Genomic DNA, 19,572 nt, shown 5'->3' on the forward strand with positions numbered 1-19,572 from the left:
TCAAACGCTGTGGCTGATCGAGACCCAGTAACGACTGAAATAGCGGACGTTGATCGGCAACGAAGCCTTGAGATTGGCCAGCACTGCGTCGGTGGAATCGAGCCGGAAAGTCCCGGAGACCCGCAGATCCCGAGCGCGGCGATCACAGTGCAATACACCGCTGCGATAGCGCCCCAACTCTGCGATGACATCGCCCAGACGCGCGTCGAGAACGATCAACTGACCGTTGATCCAGGCCACTTCTGATGCCTGGAAGGGCCTGAGGCCGATGTGCCGACTGTCGAAATCCGCGCCTTCGCCTGCGTTCAGGATGAGCGCAGCAGTGGATGCCTGCGCAGGTTGAACGCTGACTCGATCCTCCATCACGCCGACCCGGGTTGAGTTCGGCATCTGATGCACCGAGAACCGGGTGCCCAATGCTTGAATCCGCCCGTCACGGGTTTGCACATAGAACGGCCGCTGATCGCCAAGCTTGCCGGTTTGGACAAGGATTTCACCGGCGCGCAGTTGGATCAGGCGTTGCGCTGCGTCGAAAGAGACATCAATGGCCGAGTCAGTGTTGAGCTGGATCCGGCTGCCATCGGCCAGGCTGATGGTGCGACGCTGACCTACAGCGGTTTTATAGTCGGCCCAGACGTTGCCGAGGGAGGTGTGTCGTTGAACGTTCCAGCCAACGAAACCTGTTCCCGCTGCAAGCAGCAGCAGTTTGAGTACCTGGCGTCTTTGTTGGCCGCTATTGAGCGCACGTCGTTTCAGATCCTGCGGCAGCGTACCGAGGTGGCGCTGTAATTGTTCCATCTGGTTCCACGCCGCCAGATGCGCCGGATCGCTGTCTATCCACAACTGCCAGGCTTTTTGTTCGGCAGGGCTCGGTGGCTGGGATTGAAACTGGACATACCAGCTGGCGGCAGTTTCGAACACCTGACGATCTGCAGCGGCGGCCATCATGGTTGCGCCATGATGAGGGCGCATTCAGTCAGGGCGCGGATCATGTGTTTTTTTACTGTGGTCAGCGAGACCCTCAATTGCAGGGCGATCTGTTGATATGTCAGTCCGTCGACTTGCGACAGCATGAAAATCTGCCGTGTTCGCGTGCCCAGGCCGGTCAATGCTTTATCCACAGCAACCAGGGTTTCAATGATCAGCGCTCTGTCTTCTTCGCTGACGATCGTCGCTTCCGGCCGAGCTGCGAGGGCCTGCAGATAAGCGCTTTCAATGGCCCTGCGTCTATAACGATCAATGACCAGCCCGCGTGCAATGGTCGTCAGGTAATCCCTCGGCTCACGAATATGAGCTGCATTGCGCGCGGCCAGAACTCGCAAAAACGTGTCATGCGCCACATCGGCTGCATCGCAGGCGTTGTGCAGTCTGCCCTTGAGCCAACCATATAGCCACGAATGATGTTGCTCGTAGATTCGCTCGATCGCAGCGGTGTGGGCGGGTAGGGACATGGGAAAACTGACGAGTTAATGATAATGGCTATTATTAGCCTCTGTTACGTCCTCTCACAATAGCCTTTTCATTTTCCTGCCCTTGGCTTGCCAAGCGTCACCGATCCTTCGCTGGCGCCTTTTTTACGTCCGGAAAAAGCCTTGTTGGCGATTTTCTGTGGATTAAGCCCTGTGAATAACTGCCACTGAGGGCAGTTGATAAAGGGGGTTGAAAACTGGATATAACCCACGCTGTGGATAACCATCCGATTAATCCACAGGCTTAAACCGTTTATCCAATGGCCTCACTGCCACATGAGCACAGAGTTTTGAACCTCTGTACACATTGAAAAATAAGGCTTGTGGCGATCTATCCACAGAAAGGCGGTCCAGTAAGAATAAACATAAAAACAAAGGTTTTATAAATTTCTCTCTTTTTTATTCTTTTAACCTCGAGTTCTCCACAGCTGGTTAAATTTTGTGCAAAGGGTTCTTTAGAAAGGGCGAAGTCCCTATACTTGCCGACCAGGTCCAGAAACCTGGTTTCAATATTTCCTGAATGACCTACTTATTAAGCAGGCACGAGGTGCGTGGTGGATTTCCCTTCCCGTTTTGAAGTGATCGTCATCGGCGGCGGTCATGCCGGTACCGAGGCAGCACTGGCGTCAGCACGCATGGGGGCAAAAACCCTGCTACTGACGCATAACGTGGAAACCCTCGGTGCCATGAGTTGCAACCCGGCCATCGGTGGCATCGGCAAAAGCCATCTGGTCAAGGAAATCGATGCCCTCGGCGGCGCGATGGCCATGGCTACCGACAAGGGCGGCATCCAGTTTCGCGTGTTGAACAGCCGCAAAGGCCCGGCCGTACGGGCGACCCGTGCGCAAGCCGACCGGATTCTCTACAAGGCAGCTGTTCGCGAAATTCTCGAAAACCAGCCGAACCTGTGGATATTTCAACAGGCTGCTGACGACCTGATCGTTGAGCAGGAGCAAGTCCGTGGTGTGGTTACACAGATGGGTCTGCGTTTCTTAGCCGATTCCGTGGTGTTGACCACTGGTACATTCCTCGGCGGACTTATCCACATCGGTTTGCAGAATTTCTCCGGCGGTCGCGCCGGTGATCCACCGTCGATTGCTCTGGCCCACCGTCTGCGTGAGTTGCCACTGCGTGTCGGTCGCCTGAAAACCGGCACACCGCCGCGTATCGACGGCAAGTCTGTGGATTTCTCGGTGATGACCGAGCAACCGGGTGACACACCTATCCCGGTGATGTCGTTCATGGGCAACAAGGAACAGCACCCCCGTCAGGTCAGTTGCTGGATCACCCATACCAATGCCCGCACCCACGAAATCATCGCGGCGAACCTCGATCGTTCGCCGATGTACTCCGCTGCCGGGGAGATCGAGGGCGTCGGCCCGCGCTATTGCCCGTCGATCGAAGACAAGATTCATCGCTTTGCCGACAAGGAAAGCCATCAGGTGTTCATCGAACCGGAAGGTCTGACCACCCATGAGCTGTACCCGAACGGGATATCCACAAGCCTGCCGTTCGACGTGCAATTGCAGATCGTGCAATCGATCCGCGGTATGGAAAACGCGCACATTGTGCGTCCGGGTTATGCGATCGAGTACGACTACTTCGATCCGCGCGACCTGAAGTACAGCCTGGAAACCAAAGTCATCGGTGGTCTGTTCTTCGCCGGGCAGATCAACGGCACCACCGGTTACGAAGAAGCTGGCGCTCAAGGTCTGCTCGCCGGGGCCAACGCTGCACTGCGTGCCAAGGGCAAAGAAGCCTGGTGCCCGCGCCGCGATGAAGCGTACATCGGCGTTCTGGTCGACGACCTGATCACCCTCGGTACCCAAGAGCCGTACCGCATGTTCACGTCGCGAGCCGAGTACCGCCTGATTCTGCGCGAAGACAACGCCGACCTGCGTCTGACCGAAAAAGGCCGAGAGCTGGGTCTGGTCGATGACGCGCGCTGGGCGGCCTTCTGCAAGAAGCGCGAAAGCATCGAACTGGAAGAGCAGCGTCTGAAAAGCACCTGGGTACGGCCGAACACCCCGCAGGGTGATGCGATTGCCGAGAAATTCGGCACGCCGCTGACCCACGAATACAATTTGCTCAACCTGTTGAGCCGTCCGGAGATCGATTACGCCGGTCTGGTCGAAGTGACCGGGCAGGGCGCCGAAGATCCACAGGTCGCCGAGCAGGTCGAGATCAAGACCAAATACGCCGGTTACATCGACCGCCAACAGGACGAAATCGCCCGTCTGCGCGCTAGCGAAGACACCAAATTGCCTGTGGATATCGATTACACCAACATCTCCGGTCTGTCCAAGGAGATTCAGAGCAAGCTCGGCGCCACACGCCCCGAGACTCTGGGCCAGGCTTCGCGGATCCCGGGCGTGACCCCGGCAGCGATTTCGCTGTTGATGATTCATTTGAAAAAACGCGGCGCGGGCCGTCAGTTGGAGCAAAGCGCTTGAGTGCCAAGGTCACTTCGCAACACGCCGGAGAGTTATCCACAGGAGCCCGCGAGCTCGGCATCGATCTCACAGAAACCCAGCACGAATTGTTGTTGGGTTATCTGGCCCTGTTGATCAAATGGAACCAGGCCTACAACCTGACCGCCGTGCGAGATCCGGACGAAATGGTTTCGCGGCACTTGCTCGATAGTCTCAGCGTGATGTCGTTTATCGAAAACGGTCGCTGGCTCGACGTTGGCAGTGGCGGTGGCATGCCTGGTATTCCGCTGGCAATCCTGTATCCGGACTCGCAAGTGACCTGTCTGGACAGCAACGGCAAGAAAACCCGCTTCCTGACTCAGGTCAAACTGGAGCTGAAGCTGGATAACCTGCAAGTTATCCACAGTCGCGTCGAAGCGTTCCAGCCTGCGCAGCCGTTCAACGGGATCATTTCCCGGGCATTCAGCAGCATGGAAAACTTCACCAACTGGACTCGCCACCTCGGCGATGCCGACACACGCTGGCTGGCAATGAAGGGCGTTCATCCGGCCGATGAGCTGGTAGCATTGCCGGCAGATTTCAAACTCGATAGCGAACACGCCCTGGCCGTCCCCGGTTGCCAAGGCCAACGCCATCTGCTGATACTGCGCCGCACGGCATGATTGGGAACACAAGCAAGAATGGCTAAGGTATTCGCGATAGCGAACCAGAAGGGTGGTGTGGGCAAAACCACCACCTGCATCAACCTCGCAGCATCCCTGGTCGCGACCAAGCGCCGGGTGCTGTTGATCGATCTCGATCCACAGGGCAACGCCACCATGGGTAGCGGTGTGGATAAACATGGTCTGGAAAACTCGGTCTACGATCTGCTGATCGGTGAATGCGACCTGGGCCAGGCCATGCACTTCTCCGAGCACGGCGGTTATCAACTGCTGCCGGCCAACCGTGATCTGACCGCAGCAGAAGTGGTGCTGCTGGAAATGCAGATGAAGGAAAGCCGTCTGCGCAGCGCGCTGGCGCCGATCCGTGACAACTACGATTACATTCTGATCGACTGCCCACCGTCGCTGTCGATGCTCACGCTCAACGCACTGGTCGCCGCTGACGGGGTGATTATCCCCATGCAGTGCGAATACTTTGCGCTGGAAGGTTTGAGCGACCTTGTGGATAACATCAAGCGCATCGCTGAACTGCTCAATCCGAACCTGAAAGTCGAAGGCCTGCTGCGCACCATGTACGACCCGCGCCTGAGCCTGATGAACGATGTTTCGGCGCAGCTCAAGGAACACTTCGGCGATCAGCTGTACGACACGGTGATCCCGCGCAACATTCGCCTGGCCGAAGCACCGAGCTACGGCATGCCGGCGCTGGCTTACGACAAGCAATCGCGTGGCGCGCTGGCCTATCTGGCTCTGGCAGGCGAGATGGTTCGTCGTCAGCGCAAAAATTCACGCATTGCTGCTGCTCAGCCAACTTAAGGAATCCCCATGGCCGTCAAGAAACGAGGTCTCGGACGTGGACTGGATGCACTGCTGAGTGGTCCGACGGTCAGCGCGCTGGAAGAACAAGCCGCGCAGGCTGACACCCGCGAACTGCAACACCTGCCGCTGGACCTGCTGCAGCGCGGCAAATACCAGCCGCGCCGCGACATGGACCCGCAGGCCCTGGAAGAACTGGCGCAGTCGATCAAGGCCCAGGGCGTGATGCAGCCGATCGTGGTACGCCCGGTCGGCGGCGGTCGCTTCGAGATCATTGCCGGTGAACGCCGCTGGCGCGCGAGTCAGCAGGCCGGGCAGGAAACCATTCCGGCGATGGTCCGCGATGTGCCGGATGAAACCGCCATTGCGATTGCGCTGATCGAGAACATCCAGCGTGAAGACCTCAACCCGATCGAAGAAGCCGTCGCCTTGCAGCGCTTGCAGCAGGAATTCCAGCTGACTCAGCAGCAGGTTGCCGAGGCTGTGGGTAAGTCGCGGGTGACTGTGGCTAACCTGTTGCGACTTATTGCACTGCCTGAAGTGATCAAGACCATGCTGTCGCACGGTGACCTGGAAATGGGGCACGCACGTGCCTTGCTCGGTCTGCCGGACAATCAGCAGGTCGAAGGGGCGCGACATGTTGTCGCACGAGGGCTGACTGTGCGCCAAACCGAGGCACTGGTTCGCCAGTGGTTGAGTGGCAAACCGGAGCCTGTGGAAGCTGCAAAACCCGACCCGGACATCGCTCGCCTCGAGCAGCGTCTGGCCGAGCGCCTAGGCTCTGCGGTGCAGATTCGCCATGGCAAGAAGGGCAAAGGCCAATTGGTGATTGGTTATAACTCGCTCGACGAGCTTCAAGGTGTGCTCGCACACATCCGCTGAAACATTTCCTCATGTAGCGCGCAGTCGGAAATCACTACCTGACAGTTGAATAGGGGCAGAACCGCCCCTATACTCTGCGCGCATTTTGTCGGCACAAATTATGCCAAGTTATTGAATTTCGGCAGCCGACCATTGGAGAGCAACTGTGATGGAAACCCGCACGCCAAACCGCTTGCCTTTCCATCGCCTGGCGGTTTTTCCGGTGTTGATGGCTCAATTTGTCATTCTGCTCATTGCCGCTTTGGCGCTCTGGCAATGGCATGGAGTCGTTGCCGGATACTCGGGACTTTGCGGAGGCCTGATAGCCTTGCTGCCCAATGTTTATTTCGCTCACAGGGCATTTCGGTTTTCCGGCGCCCGAGCAGCCCAGTCCATCGTCCGGTCATTTTATGCCGGCGAGGCAGGCAAACTTATTTTGACGGCAGTGCTGTTTGCACTGGTGTTCGCAGGTGTGAAGCCACTGGCGCCGATCGCAGTATTCGGCGTGTTCGTGCTGACGCAGTCGGTCAGCTGGTTCGCTCCCCTGCTGATGAGAACAAGACTTTCGAGACCTTAGGGCGTTTGAGGCAACCATGGCAGAGACAACCGCTTCGGGCTATATCCAGCACCACTTGCAGAACCTGACTTTCGGTCAGCTACCCAACGGCGGCTGGGGCTTTGCCCACACCGCAGCAGAGGCCAAGGAAATGGGCTTCTGGGCTTTCCACGTCGATACCCTCGGCTGGTCGGTCGCGCTGGGTCTGATCTTCGTTCTTCTTTTCCGCATGGCGGCGAAGAAAGCGACGTCGGGTCAGCCGGGTGCCTTGCAGAACTTCGTTGAAGTATTGGTCGAATTCGTCGATGGCAGCGTGAAAGACAGCTTCCATGGCCGTAGCCCGGTGATTGCACCGCTGGCGCTGACCATCTTCGTCTGGGTGTTCCTGATGAACGCCGTCGACCTGGTACCGGTCGACTGGATTCCTCAGCTGGCCATCCTGATCTCCGGCGATGCCCACATCCCGTTCCGCGCCGTGTCGACTACCGACCCGAACGCGACTCTGGGCATGGCGTTCTCGGTGTTCGCACTGATCATTTTCTACAGCATCAAGGTCAAGGGCATCGGCGGCTTCATCGGCGAACTGACCCTGCACCCGTTCGGCAGCAAGAACATCTTCGTTCAGGCCCTGCTGATCCCGGTGAACTTCCTGCTGGAATTCGTCACCCTGATCGCCAAGCCGATCTCTCTGGCTCTGCGTCTGTTCGGCAACATGTATGCCGGCGAGCTGGTGTTCATTCTGATCGCTGTGATGTTCGGCAGCGGCCTGCTCTGGCTCAGCGGCCTGGGCGTTGTTCTGCAGTGGGCGTGGGCTGTATTCCACATCCTGATCATCACCCTGCAGGCGTTCATCTTCATGATGCTGACCATCGTCTACCTGTCGATGGCGCACGAAGAAAACCATTAAGACCAGTCTCGACTAGTCTGATGTTCCTCCCGGTCAAACGGGAGGGAGCTCCTTGCGGGGCAGCTGAAACGATTTGTTTTACCGCTTTAATCTAAAAAACCTAAACCATACGACGTAAAAGTCGGGAGGAAAGATGGAAACTGTAGTTGGTCTAACCGCTATCGCTGTTGCACTGTTGATCGGCCTGGGCGCACTGGGTACCGCAATTGGTTTCGGCCTGCTGGGCGGCAAGTTCCTGGAAGGCGCAGCGCGTCAGCCAGAAATGGTTCCAATGCTGCAAGTGAAAATGTTCATCGTTGCCGGTCTGCTCGACGCCGTAACCATGATCGGTGTTGGTATCGCTCTGTTCTTCACCTTTGCGAACCCGTTCGTTGGTCAGATCGCTGGCTGATTACTCGGATCTTCCGGGTAATTTGGTGTGATGGACAACGTAACTGCGAGGTGTTGGCGTGAACATTAATGCGACCCTGATTGGCCAGTCCGTTGCGTTCCTGATTTTTGTACTGTTTTGCATGAAGTATGTATGGCCTCCGGTCATCGCTGCTCTGCACGAACGTCAAAAGAAGATCGCTGATGGTCTGGACGCTGCCAGCCGTGCAGCTCGCGACCTGGAGTTGGCCCAAGAGAAAGCGGGTCAGCAACTGCGCGAAGCGAAAGCTCAGGCAGCTGAAATCATCGAGCAAGCCAAGAAACGCGGTAACCAGATTGTCGAAGAGGCTGTTGAAAAAGCCCGTATCGACGCTGACCGTGTGAAGGTTCAGGCTCAAGCCGAGATCGAACAGGAACTGAACAGCGTCAAAGACAAGCTGCGTGCCCAAGTGGGCTTGCTGGCTGTTGGCGGCGCCGAGAAGATCCTGGGTGCCACAATCGATCAAAACGCGCACGCAGAGCTGGTTAACCAACTGGCTGCTGAAATCTAAGCGAGGGCGATCATGGCAGAACTGACCACGTTGGCCCGACCTTACGCTAAGGCGGCCTTCGAGCACGCTCAGGCCCACCAGCAACTGGCCAATTGGTCAGCCATGCTCGGCCTGGCAGCAGCGGTGTCGCAAGACGACACCCTGCAGCGCGTGCTCAAGGCCCCGCGACTGACGAGCGCAGAAAAGGCCGCCACGTTCATTGACGTGTGCGGCGACAAGTTTGATGAAAAGGCACGCAATTTCATCAACGTCGTTGCCGAAAACGACCGTCTCCTGCTTCTGCCGGAGATCGCCGCTCTGTTCGACCTGTACAAGGCCGAACAAGAGAAATCGGTAGACGTTGAAGTGACCAGTGCATTTGCATTGAACCAAGAACAGCAAGACAAACTCGCCAAGGTTCTCAGTGCACGACTCAACCGGGAAGTGCGCCTGCAAGTTGCGGAGGACGCTGCCTTGATTGGTGGTGTCGTGATCCGCGCCGGCGACCTGGTTATCGATGGCTCGATTCGCGGCAAAATCGCGAAACTTGCCGAAGCATTGAAATCTTGAGTTTGAAGGGGCAGCAGAGCAATGCAGCAACTCAATCCTTCCGAAATAAGTGAAATTATCAAGGGCCGCATCGACAAGCTCGATGTGACCTCCCAAGCCCGTAACGAAGGCACTGTCGTCAGCGTATCTGACGGCATCGTGCGGATTCACGGTCTGGCCGACGTCATGTACGGCGAGATGATCGAGTTTCCGGGCGGCGTCTACGGTATGGCCCTCAACCTGGAGCAGGACTCCGTAGGTGCCGTGGTATTGGGCTCCTACCAGTCGCTGGCTGAAGGCATGAGCGCCAAGTGCACCGGCCGCATCCTCGAAGTTCCTGTTGGTAAGGAATTGCTGGGCCGCGTAGTCGATGCTCTGGGTAACCCTGTTGATGGCAAAGGTCCACTGGGCAACACCGAGACCGACGCGGTCGAGAAAGTTGCTCCAGGCGTGATCTGGCGTAAGTCGGTAGACCAGCCTGTACAGACTGGCTACAAGGCTGTCGATGCCATGATCCCTGTCGGCCGTGGCCAGCGTGAGCTGATCATCGGTGACCGTCAGATCGGTAAAACCGCTCTGGCGATCGACGCGATCATCAACCAGAAAGACAGCGGCATTTTCTGCGTCTACGTAGCCATCGGTCAGAAGCAATCGACTATCGCCAACGTGGTTCGCAAGCTGGAAGAAAACGGCGCCCTGGCCAACACGATCATCGTGGCTGCCAGTGCTTCGGAATCTCCTGCGCTGCAATTCCTGGCACCGTACTCCGGTTGCACCATGGGTGAATTCTTCCGCGACCGCGGTGAAGACGCGCTGATCGTTTATGACGATCTGTCCAAGCAGGCAGTGGCTTACCGCCAGATTTCCCTGCTGCTGCGCCGTCCACCAGGCCGTGAAGCTTACCCAGGCGACGTGTTCTATCTCCACTCCCGTCTGCTGGAGCGCGCATCCCGCGTTTCGGAAGAATACGTAGAGAAGTTCACCAACGGCGCAGTGACCGGCAAAACCGGTTCCCTGACCGCACTGCCGATCATCGAAACCCAGGCTGGCGACGTTTCCGCGTTCGTTCCGACCAACGTGATTTCCATCACCGACGGTCAGATCTTCCTGGAATCGGCCATGTTCAACTCGGGCATCCGCCCTGCAGTGAACGCCGGTGTTTCGGTATCCCGTGTGGGTGGTGCCGCTCAGACCAAGATCATCAAGAAGCTCTCCGGTGGTATCCGTACCGCTCTGGCTCAGTACCGTGAACTGGCGGCATTCGCCCAGTTCGCTTCTGACCTGGACGAAGCGACCCGCAAGCAACTTGAGCATGGTCAGCGCGTTACCGAGCTGATGAAGCAGAAGCAATACGCACCAATGTCGATCGCTGACATGGCGCTGTCGCTGTATGCCGCTGAGCGTGGGTTCCTGACTGACATTGAAATCGCCAAGGTCGGCAGCTTCGAACAAGCGCTGATCGCTTTCTTCAACCGCGATCACGCCGATTTGATGGCCAAGATCAACGTTAAAGGTGACTTCAATGACGAAATCGACGCTGGCATGAAAGCCGGTATCGAGAAGTTCAAGGCCACCCAAACCTGGTAAGCCGCAGCGGGAGCCGCGAGGCTCCCGCTTGCTAACCTGATAGGTGTTACATGGCAGGCGCAAAAGAGATTCGCAGTAAGATTGCGAGCATCAAAAGCACGCAAAAGATTACCAGCGCCATGGAAAAAGTGGCGGTCAGCAAAATGCGCAAGGCACAAATGCGTATGGCTGCTAGCCGTCCTTATGCGGAGCGTATCCGCCAGGTAATTGGGCATCTGGCCAACGCCAACCCGGAATACCGCCACCCGTTCATGATCGACCGCGAAATCAAGCGCGTCGGTTATGTCGTCGTGAGCAGTGACCGTGGTCTGTGCGGCGGCTTGAACACCAACCTGTTCAAGGCCCTGGTCAAGGACATGGCGGTAAACCGCGAAAACGGCGTCGAGATTGATCTGTGTGTAGTCGGTAGCAAGGGTGCGGCCTTTTTCCGCAACTTCGGCGGTAACGTCGTTGCAGCTATCAGCCACCTGGGTGAAGAGCCGTCGATCAATGATCTGATCGGCAGCGTCAAGGTGATGCTGGATGCCTACCTGGACGGCCGTATCGACCGCCTGTCCGTGGTGTCCAACAAGTTCATCAACACCATGACGCAACAGCCTACCGTGGAGCAGTTGATTCCACTGGTGGCAACCCCGGATCAGGATCTCAAGCACCACTGGGACTATCTCTACGAACCGGACGCCAAAGAGCTGCTTGACGGCTTGATGGTCCGTTACGTCGAGTCGCAGGTCTACCAGGCGGTGGTCGAGAACAACGCGGCTGAACAGGCTGCGCGGATGATCGCGATGAAGAACGCTACCGACAACGCCGGTGATTTGATCAGCGATTTGCAGCTGATCTACAACAAGGCGCGTCAGGCTGCGATCACCCAAGAGATCTCGGAAATCGTCGGCGGCGCTGCCGCGGTTTAACGGTTCAAATATTCAGAGGATCCAGCTATGAGTAGCGGACGTATCGTTCAAATCATCGGCGCCGTTATCGACGTGGAATTTCCACGCGACAGCGTACCGAGCATCTACAACGCGCTGACTGTACAAAGCGCGGCCGCAACCACCCTGGAAGTTCAGCAGCAGCTGGGCGACGGCGTGGTGCGTACCATTGCGATGGGTTCCACCGAGGGCTTGAAGCGCGGTCTGGAAGTCACCGACTCTGGCGCAGCCATCTCCGTACCGGTCGGTAAAGCGACCCTGGGCCGGATCATGGACGTCCTCGGTAACCCGATCGACGAAGCTGGCCCGATCGACACCGAAGAGCGCTGGGGCATTCACCGCGCAGCACCTTCGTTCGCCGAGCAAGCAGGCGGCAACGACCTGCTGGAAACCGGCATCAAGGTTATCGACCTGGTCTGCCCGTTCGCCAAGGGCGGTAAAGTCGGTCTGTTCGGTGGTGCCGGTGTAGGCAAAACCGTAAACATGATGGAACTGATCCGTAACATCGCCATCGAGCACAGCGGTTATTCCGTGTTCGCCGGTGTGGGTGAGCGTACTCGTGAGGGTAACGACTTCTACCACGAGATGAAGGACTCCAACGTTCTGGACAAAGTGGCACTGGTTTACGGTCAGATGAACGAGCCGCCGGGAAACCGTCTGCGCGTAGCACTGACCGGCCTGACCATGGCCGAGAAGTTCCGTGACGAAGGTAACGACGTTCTGCTGTTCGTCGACAACATCTATCGTTACACCCTGGCCGGTACTGAAGTATCCGCACTGCTGGGCCGTATGCCTTCGGCAGTAGGTTACCAGCCGACCCTGGCTGAAGAGATGGGCGTTCTGCAGGAACGTATCACTTCGACCAAGGAAGGTTCGATCACCTCGATCCAAGCGGTATACGTACCTGCGGACGACTTGACCGACCCGTCGCCAGCGACCACCTTCGCCCACTTGGACGCCACCGTCGTTCTGTCCCGTGACATCGCTTCCCTGGGTATCTACCCGGCGGTAGATCCACTGGATTCGACTTCGCGTCAGCTGGACCCGAACGTGATCGGTCAGGACCACTACGACACCGCTCGCGGCGTTCAGTATGTTCTGCAGCGTTACAAAGAGCTGAAAGACATCATCGCGATCCTGGGTATGGACGAGCTGTCGGAAGCCGACAAACAGTTGGTTAACCGTGCTCGTAAGATCCAGCGCTTCTTGTCGCAGCCGTTCTTCGTGGCTGAAGTCTTCACCGGTGCTTCGGGTAAATACGTTTCCCTGAAAGACACCATTGCTGGCTTCAAAGGCATCCTCAACGGTGACTACGACCACCTGCCAGAACAAGCGTTCTACATGGTTGGCGGCATCGAAGAAGCGATCGAGAAAGCCAAGAAACTGTAATCCCGGCGCCCGGCAACGGGCGCTAATTTAGGTTGAGGCAATCAGATGGCTATGACAGTCCATTGCGATATCGTCAGCGCGGAAGGGGAAATCTTTTCCGGCCTGGTCGAGATGGTGATTGCGCACGGTGCACTGGGTGATCTTGGTATCGCTCTGGGTCACGCGCCGCTGATCACTAATCTCAAGCCGGGTCCGATCCGCCTGATCAAGCAAGGCGGGGAAGCCGAGGTGTTCTACATCTCCGGTGGTTTCCTCGAGGTTCAGCCGAACATGGTCAAGGTACTTGCCGATACCGTGCAACGTGCCGCCGACCTGGATGAAGCTCAGGCTCAGGCAGCTCTCAAGGCTGCCGAGAATGCCCTGAACGAAAAAGGCGCGGACTTCGATTACGGCGCCGCTGCCACACGTCTGGCCGAGGCTGCAGCCCAGCTGCGCACCGTCCAGCAGATCCGCAAGAAGTTTGGCGGTTAATCCGTCAGCCGCTTATTGTGCGATTGATAAAAAAGGGTAGCCTCGGCTACCCTTTTTTCTTTTCCGAATTCCCACAAACCGGTCGCAGTTGCTGACCACCCAGGATTGGTAGCCAGTCATGTCTCTCGAAATCGTTATCCTCGCGGCCGGTCAAGGCACTCGCATGCGCTCGGCGCTGCCCAAAGTGCTGCACCCGATTGCCGGCAACTCCATGCTCGGCCATGTTATCCACAGCGCTCGGCAACTTGATCCACAGCGCATCCATGTAGTGATCGGTCACGGTGCCGATGTGGTGCGTGAGCGTCTGGCAGCCGATGATCTGAATTTCGTGTTGCAGGACAAGCAACTGGGCACCGGCCATGCCACCGCCCAAGCGGTGCCGTTCATCGATGCCGACACTGTGCTGATCCTCTACGGTGATGTACCGCTGATCGAAGTCGAAACCCTGCAACGTCTGCTCAAGCATGTCGTGCCGGGCCAGATGGGTTTGCTCACTGTCGAGCTGGATGACCCGACCGGTTACGGCCGCATCGTGCGTGATGCTGACGGCAAGGTCGCGGCGATCGTCGAGCACAAAGACGCCAGCGAAGCGCAACGTGCGATCACCGAAGGCAACACCGGCATCCTCGCTGTGCCGGCCGATCGTCTGGCTGACTGGATGAGTCGCCTCTCGAACAACAACGCGCAGGGCGAGTACTACCTCACCGACGTGATCGAAATGGCGGTCAGCGATGGTTTGGTCGTGGCTACCGAACAACCGCACGACCCGATGGAAGTGCAGGGCGCCAATGATCGCAAGCAGCTCTCTGAACTGGAGCGTCATTACCAGTTGCGCGCCGGCCGTCGCCTGATGGCTCAAGGCGTGACCCTGCGTGACCCGGCGCGTTTCGATGTGCGTGGCGAAGTCAGCGTAGGCCGCGATGTGCTGATCGACATCAACGTGATCCTCGAAGGCAAGGTGATCATTGAAGACGAAGTACAGATCGGCCCGAACTGCGTGATCAAGGACAGTACCCTGCGCAAAGGCGTGGTGATCAAAGCCAACAGTCATATCGAAGGCGCCATTCTCGGCGAAGGCAGCGACGCAGGTCCCTTCGCGCGTTTGCGTCCTGGCACTGTGCTCGAAGCGCGCGCTCATGTGGGTAACTTCGTCGAGCTCAAAAACGCCCACATGGGCGAGGGTGCCAAGGCTGGCCATCTGACCTATCTGGGCGATGCTGAAATCGGCGCACGCACCAACATCGGCGCCGGCACCATCACCTGCAACTACGATGGCGCCAACAAGTGGAAAACTGTTTTGGGCGCTGATGTATTCATCGGTTCCAACAACTCGCTGGTTGCCCCTGTGGATATCTCCAACGGTGCGACCACCGCAGCCGGCTCGACCATCACGCAAAATGTGGATAACGCTCAGCTGGCGGTTGGCCGAGCCCGTCAGAAGAATATCGACGGCTGGAAGCGTCCGGTAAAGATCATAAAATCCTGATTTATCCACAACCTCCTGTGGGAGGGAGCCTGCTCGCGAATGCGGTTGCTCAGTCACGCCTTCAGTGGCTGAGACTGCCCTTTCGCGAGCGGGCTTGCTCCCACAGTCATTTCAACCTTTCTGAATTTTTCTCCCCGCGTCTTGACGGCGACCTTTCGATAGAGTTTCATTGCTTGCGTTATCTTTCGAATCGAAACTTAAGCAGCCATGTCCAAGCGCAATACTCCCCAACGTCGTCATAACATCCTCGCCTTGCTCAATGAGCAGGGCGAAGTCAGTGTTGATGAGCTGGCCAAGCGCTTCGAAACTTCCGAAGTTACGATTCGCAAGGATCTCGCGGCGCTGGAAACCCATGGTCTGTTGCTGCGCCGTTACGGCGGTGCGATCACCATGCCGCAAGAGCTGGTCGCAGAAACGGCGCAGAGTATTTCCAAGTACAAGCAGGCAATCGCCCGCGCGGCGGTCAAACGCATCCGCGAGCACGCGCGCATCATCATCGACAGCGGCAGCACCACCGCCGCGATGATTCCCGAACTGGGCCAGCAACCGGGTCTGGTGGTGATGACCAACTCGCTGCATGTCGCCAATGCCTTGAGCGAACTGGAACACGAGCCAGTGCTGCTGATGACTGGCGGCACTTGGGATCCACACTCGGAATCCTTTCAGGGCCAGGTCGCCGAGCAAGTACTACGCTCCTACGACTTCGACCAACTGTTCATCGGCGCCGACGGCATCGATCTGGTGCGCGGCACCACCACGTTCAATGAACTGCTCGGCCTCAGCCGGGTGATGGCCGACGTTGCACGAGAAGTCATCGTCATGGTCGAGGCCGACAAGATCGGTCGCAAGATTCCCAACCTGGAGCTGCCCTGGAGCAGCATCCATACCCTCATTACCGATGATCGCCTGCCCGTCGAGGCACGCGATCAGCTTCAGGCCCGCGGGATCACCTTGATCTGTGCGGCTGTCAGTCAGGAGAAATAACCATGTGTGGCATTGTCGGCGCTGTAGCTGAACGTAACATCACCGCCATCCTTCTCGAAGGCCTGAAGCGCCTCGAATATCGCGGCTATGACAGCGCCGGTGTGGCGGTTTATACCAACGACGAAACCCTGGAACGCTTGCGCCGTCCGGGCAAGGTCAGCGAACTGGAAACCGCCCTGGCCGAACACCCGCTGGCCGGCCGTCTCGGTATCGCCCATACCCGTTGGGCGACCCATGGCGCGCCGTGCGAGCGCAATGCCCACCCGCATTTTTCCGGTGACATTGCGGTGGTGCACAACGGCATCATCGAGAACCACGAAGCCCTGCGCGAACAGCTCAAAGCGCTGGGCTATGCGTTCAGCTCGGACACCGACACCGAAGTCATCGCCCACCTGCTGACCCACAAGCTCAAGGAACAACCGGACCTGACTGCCGCGCTCAAAGCGACCGTCAAGGAGCTGCATGGCGCCTACGGTCTGGCAGTGATCAACGCACAGCAACCGGATCGTCTGGTCGCCGCGCGCAGTGGCAGCCCATTGGTGATCGGCCTGGGCCTGGGCGAGAATTTCCTCGCTTCCGACCAACTCGCTCTGCGTCAGGTCACTGACCGCTTCATGTACCTGGAAGAAGGCGATATCGCTGAAATCCGTCGCGACAGCGTGCAGATCTGGGACGTAAGCGGTAACGCTGTCGAGCGCCAGACCGTGCAGTACACCGACGGTGCCGAAGCCGCCGACAAGGGCGAGTTCCGCCACTACATGCTCAAGGAAATCCACGAGCAACCGACCGTGGTCCAGCGCACTCTCGAAGGTCGCCTGGGCAACAATCAGGTGCTGGTTGAGGCCTTCGGTCCACAATCTGCCGAGCTGTTTGCCAAAGTACGCAACGTGCAGATCGTCGCCTGCGGCACCAGCTATCACGCCGGCATGGTCGCGCGTTACTGGCTCGAAGAACTGGCCGGTATTCCGTGCCAAGTGGAAGTCGCCAGCGAATTCCGTTATCGCAAAGTGGTGGTGCAGCCGGACACGCTGTTCGTGACCATCTCGCAGTCCGGTGAAACCGCTGACACCCTCGCGGCGCTGCGCAATGCCAAGGAGCTGGGCTTCCTCGCCAGCCTGGCGATCTGCAACGTCGGCATCAGCTCGCTGGTGCGCGAATCCGATCTGACCCTGTTGACCCAGGCCGGTCGCGAGATCGGCGTGGCCTCGACCAAAGCCTTTACCACGCAACTGGTCGGCCTGTTGCTGCTGACCCTGTCGCTGGGACAGGTGCGCGGCACTCTGGCTAACGGCGTTGAGGCCACGCTGGTCGAAGAGCTGCGTCGCCTGCCGACCCGCCTCGGCGAAGCGCTGGCGATGGACAGCACCGTGGAAAAAATCGCCGAACTGTTCGCCGAGAAAAACCACACCCTGTTCCTCGGCCGTGGCGCGCAATTCCCGGTCGCGATGGAAGGTGCCCTGAAACTCAAGGAAATCTCCTACATCCACGCCGAGGCCTATCCGGCCGGCGAGCTCAAACACGGCCCATTGGCGCTGGTGGATAACGACATGCCGGTGGTGACCGTCGCGCCGAACAACGAACTGCTGGAAAAGCTCAAATCCAACCTGCAGGAAGTCCGCGCCCGTGGCGGCGAGTTGATCGTGTTCGCGGATGAGAAGGCTGCGATGACCAACGGCGAAGGTACCCACGTGGTGCAAATGCCGCACATCCACGACATTCTCTCGCCGATCCTTTATACGATCCCGTTGCAGCTGTTGTCGTACTACGTTGCCGTGCTCAAGGGCACCGACGTTGATCAGCCACGCAACCTGGCGAAATCGGTCACCGTGGAATAAGTTATCCACAGATGATCTACGCTTCCACAATCGCAGCCTCGGCTGCGATTGTCGTATCCGCCGCCGAGGAATCCCATGGACCGCTTTCAGGAAATGCAGATCTTCGTTGTCGTCGCCCAGGAGCAAGGCTTTTCGGCGGCGTCGCGGCGTCTGGGTCTGTCGGCGGCAAGCGTCACCCGGGCGGTAGCGGCGCTGGAGCAGCATATCGGTACGCAGCTGCTGGTGCGTACCACGCGCACCGTGCATCTCACCGAAGCCGGGCAGCGTTATTTCGATGACTGCCGGCGGATTCTTGCCGAGGTGCAGGAGGCCGAGGATTCGGCGGCAGGCAGCCATGCCTTGCCGCGCGGGCAGTTGACGATTACTGCGCCGGTGCTGTTTGGCGATCTGTTCGTCACGCCAGTGATGGCCGATTACCTTTGTCGTTATCCGGATGTGTCGATCAACGCGCTGTTGCTGGACCGGGTCGTCAACATGGTCGAGGAGGGCGTTGATGTCGCGGTACGCATCGGTGAGCTGCCGGACAGCAATCAGCATGCGATTCGCGTCGGGGAAGTGCGACGGGTGATTTGCGCTTCGCCGACGTTTCTGGCTGAACACGGCCGCCCGGAGCATCCCCAGGCCTTGGCCGGGTTGCCGGTGGTGGCGACGTCGGCGATCGGTCAGCAACGCAACTGGCCGTTTCTCGACGGCGGTGAAGCCCTCAGCGTGCGCACCGAACCGCGCCTGACCGTCACGGCCAATCAGTCGGCGATCACCGCCGCGCGCAAAGGCCTGGGCCTGACGCGAGTGCTGTCCTATCAAGTAGCGGACAAGGTCGCAGCGGGCGAGCTGGAAATCGTCCTCGCCGAGTTTGAATTGCCACCGTTGCCGATCCATGTGGTTTATCAGGGCGGGCGCAAGGCGCCGGCGCGGATCCGTAGTTTTGTCGACTTCGCCGTGAAGGCGCTGCGTGAGCATCCGGCCTTGAGCGCTGCGGCGTTATTGCACGAGATGAAATAATCGATTGCAGCGGCTGGTTATTCTGTTGTTCCGGCAACCCATAGATGATGACTCCATCGGCGCGCTCATCCCCGTAGCGACGTCATTTTCCAGCGGAGTCGACCATGCAAGCGATCAAACTCTACAACTTCCCCCGTTCCGGCCACGCCCACCGCGTCGAGTTGATGCTGTCGCTGCTGCAACTGCCGACCGAACTGATCTTTGTCGACTTGGCCAAGGGGGAGCACAAGCAGCCGCAATACCTGGCGATCAACAGCTTTGGTCAGGTGCCGGCGATTGATGACAACGGCGTGGTGCTGGCCGATTCCAACGCGATTCTGGTTTATCTGGCGCAGAAATATGGCAACGGACGCTGGCTGCCGGCCGACCCGGTGGGCGCAGCGCGTGTGCAGCGCTGGCTGTCGGCAGCGGCGGGGCCGATTGCATTTGGCCCGGCGGCGGCACGCCTGATCACGGTGTTTGGTGCGCAACTGAATGCCGAAGAAGTCATTGGCCGTGCGCACAACCTGCTCAAGGTCATGGAACTGGAGTTGGGCAAAACTGCATATCTGGCGGGCGAAGAGCCGACCATCGCTGACGTGTCTGCCTACAGCTACATCGCACATGCGCCGGAGGGCAATGTCTCGCTGGATGACTACGCCAACGTTCGCGCCTGGCTGACACGGATCGAAGCCTTGCCGGGTTTTGTCGCTATGCCGCGCACGGTGGCCGGGTTGCAGAAAACCGCGTGACCTCCAC

Annotated in this window: 21 protein-coding genes; 18 read left to right on the forward strand and 3 right to left on the reverse strand. The window is 58.4% G+C overall.

What is annotated here, in order from left to right:
• The 3 genes from KVG85_RS20270 to KVG85_RS20280 all read right to left on the reverse strand — a co-directional run bounded on the left by KVG85_RS20270 (position 1) and on the right by KVG85_RS20280 (position 1,696).
• Positions 1–945: a FecR domain-containing protein gene (locus KVG85_RS20270; RefSeq protein ID WP_217865006.1), complete on the reverse strand. Its 945-nt coding sequence runs from the start codon at positions 943–945 to the stop codon at positions 1–3.
• Positions 945–1,451, reverse strand: a complete 507-nt coding sequence (locus KVG85_RS20275; protein ID WP_217864781.1) for a sigma-70 family RNA polymerase sigma factor — start codon at positions 1,449–1,451, stop codon at positions 945–947. The genes KVG85_RS20270 and KVG85_RS20275 overlap by 1 nt, the downstream gene beginning before the upstream one ends.
• Positions 1,452–1,519: 68 nt before the next feature.
• The gene (locus tag KVG85_RS20280; protein ID WP_217864782.1) at positions 1,520–1,696 is read right to left on the reverse strand and encodes a hypothetical protein; all 177 of its coding nucleotides are present in this window, start codon (positions 1,694–1,696) and stop codon (positions 1,520–1,522) included.
• Between the two features lie 327 nt (positions 1,697–2,023).
• On the opposite strand from KVG85_RS20280, the gene mnmG reads away from it, so the two are divergent.
• The 18 genes from mnmG (at position 2,024) to KVG85_RS20370 (ending at position 19,565) form a co-directional block, all read left to right on the forward strand.
• Entirely contained in the window at positions 2,024–3,922 is a 1,899-nt protein-coding gene (mnmG, locus tag KVG85_RS20285) for a tRNA uridine-5-carboxymethylaminomethyl(34) synthesis enzyme MnmG (RefSeq protein ID WP_217864783.1), read from the forward strand.
• A complete protein-coding gene (gene rsmG / locus KVG85_RS20290) occupies positions 3,919–4,563 on the forward strand; it encodes a 16S rRNA (guanine(527)-N(7))-methyltransferase RsmG (protein ID WP_217864784.1) in 645 nt (214 codons plus the stop codon). The genes mnmG and rsmG overlap by 4 nt, the downstream gene beginning before the upstream one ends.
• Positions 4,564–4,581: 18 nt before the next feature.
• Positions 4,582–5,379: a ParA family protein gene (locus tag KVG85_RS20295; RefSeq protein ID WP_016772400.1), complete on the forward strand. Its 798-nt coding sequence runs from the start codon at positions 4,582–4,584 to the stop codon at positions 5,377–5,379.
• Positions 5,380–5,388: 9 nt separating this feature from the next.
• Positions 5,389–6,261, forward strand: a complete 873-nt coding sequence (locus KVG85_RS20300) for a ParB/RepB/Spo0J family partition protein (protein ID WP_217864785.1) — start codon at positions 5,389–5,391, stop codon at positions 6,259–6,261.
• A gap of 148 nt (positions 6,262–6,409) precedes the next feature.
• Positions 6,410–6,817 carry a F0F1 ATP synthase subunit I gene (locus KVG85_RS20305; protein WP_016772401.1) on the forward strand — a complete coding sequence of 136 codons (408 nt, stop codon included), beginning with the start codon at positions 6,410–6,412 and terminating at the stop codon, positions 6,815–6,817.
• A gap of 16 nt (positions 6,818–6,833) precedes the next feature.
• Positions 6,834–7,703, forward strand: a complete 870-nt coding sequence (atpB, locus tag KVG85_RS20310; RefSeq protein WP_016772402.1) for a F0F1 ATP synthase subunit A — start codon at positions 6,834–6,836, stop codon at positions 7,701–7,703.
• 133 nt (positions 7,704–7,836) lie between these two features.
• Positions 7,837–8,094 (forward strand): F0F1 ATP synthase subunit C, encoded by a 258-nt coding sequence (atpE, locus tag KVG85_RS20315; protein WP_003097235.1) that lies wholly within the window; start codon positions 7,837–7,839, stop codon positions 8,092–8,094.
• 58 nt (positions 8,095–8,152) lie between these two features.
• A complete protein-coding gene (locus KVG85_RS20320) occupies positions 8,153–8,623 on the forward strand; it encodes a F0F1 ATP synthase subunit B (RefSeq protein WP_016772403.1) in 471 nt (156 codons plus the stop codon).
• A 12-nt stretch (positions 8,624–8,635) separates the two neighbouring features.
• A complete protein-coding gene (locus KVG85_RS20325; RefSeq protein ID WP_016772404.1) occupies positions 8,636–9,172 on the forward strand; it encodes a F0F1 ATP synthase subunit delta in 537 nt (178 codons plus the stop codon).
• A 21-nt stretch (positions 9,173–9,193) separates the two neighbouring features.
• Positions 9,194–10,738, forward strand: coding sequence for a F0F1 ATP synthase subunit alpha (atpA, locus tag KVG85_RS20330; protein WP_016772405.1), 1,545 nt, complete (start codon positions 9,194–9,196; stop codon positions 10,736–10,738).
• Positions 10,739–10,788: 50 nt separating this feature from the next.
• A complete protein-coding gene (gene atpG, locus KVG85_RS20335) occupies positions 10,789–11,649 on the forward strand; it encodes a F0F1 ATP synthase subunit gamma (RefSeq protein WP_007911960.1) in 861 nt (286 codons plus the stop codon).
• 27 nt (positions 11,650–11,676) lie between these two features.
• Entirely contained in the window at positions 11,677–13,056 is a 1,380-nt protein-coding gene (atpD, locus tag KVG85_RS20340; protein WP_016772406.1) for a F0F1 ATP synthase subunit beta, read from the forward strand.
• 45 nt (positions 13,057–13,101) lie between these two features.
• Positions 13,102–13,527 carry a F0F1 ATP synthase subunit epsilon gene (locus KVG85_RS20345; RefSeq protein WP_016772407.1) on the forward strand — a complete coding sequence of 142 codons (426 nt, stop codon included), beginning with the start codon at positions 13,102–13,104 and terminating at the stop codon, positions 13,525–13,527.
• A gap of 118 nt (positions 13,528–13,645) precedes the next feature.
• A complete protein-coding gene (gene glmU, locus KVG85_RS20350; RefSeq protein ID WP_217864786.1) occupies positions 13,646–15,013 on the forward strand; it encodes a bifunctional UDP-N-acetylglucosamine diphosphorylase/glucosamine-1-phosphate N-acetyltransferase GlmU in 1,368 nt (455 codons plus the stop codon).
• A gap of 207 nt (positions 15,014–15,220) precedes the next feature.
• Complete coding sequence (locus tag KVG85_RS20355) at positions 15,221–15,997, forward strand: DeoR/GlpR family DNA-binding transcription regulator (RefSeq protein WP_041476528.1); 777 nt, start codon at positions 15,221–15,223, stop codon at positions 15,995–15,997.
• A gap of 2 nt (positions 15,998–15,999) precedes the next feature.
• Positions 16,000–17,832, forward strand: a complete 1,833-nt coding sequence (glmS, locus tag KVG85_RS20360) for a glutamine--fructose-6-phosphate transaminase (isomerizing) (RefSeq protein WP_217864787.1) — start codon at positions 16,000–16,002, stop codon at positions 17,830–17,832.
• 75 nt (positions 17,833–17,907) lie between these two features.
• Positions 17,908–18,834 carry a LysR family transcriptional regulator gene (locus tag KVG85_RS20365; protein ID WP_217864788.1) on the forward strand — a complete coding sequence of 309 codons (927 nt, stop codon included), beginning with the start codon at positions 17,908–17,910 and terminating at the stop codon, positions 18,832–18,834.
• A gap of 104 nt (positions 18,835–18,938) precedes the next feature.
• Positions 18,939–19,565, forward strand: a complete 627-nt coding sequence (locus tag KVG85_RS20370; protein WP_217864789.1) for a glutathione S-transferase family protein — start codon at positions 18,939–18,941, stop codon at positions 19,563–19,565.
• Positions 19,566–19,572 lie beyond the last annotated feature (7 nt).

It is taken from the genome of Pseudomonas triticicola (genome assembly GCF_019145375.1).
GTDB classification, from domain to species: Bacteria; Pseudomonadota; Gammaproteobacteria; order Pseudomonadales; family Pseudomonadaceae; genus Aquipseudomonas; species Aquipseudomonas triticicola.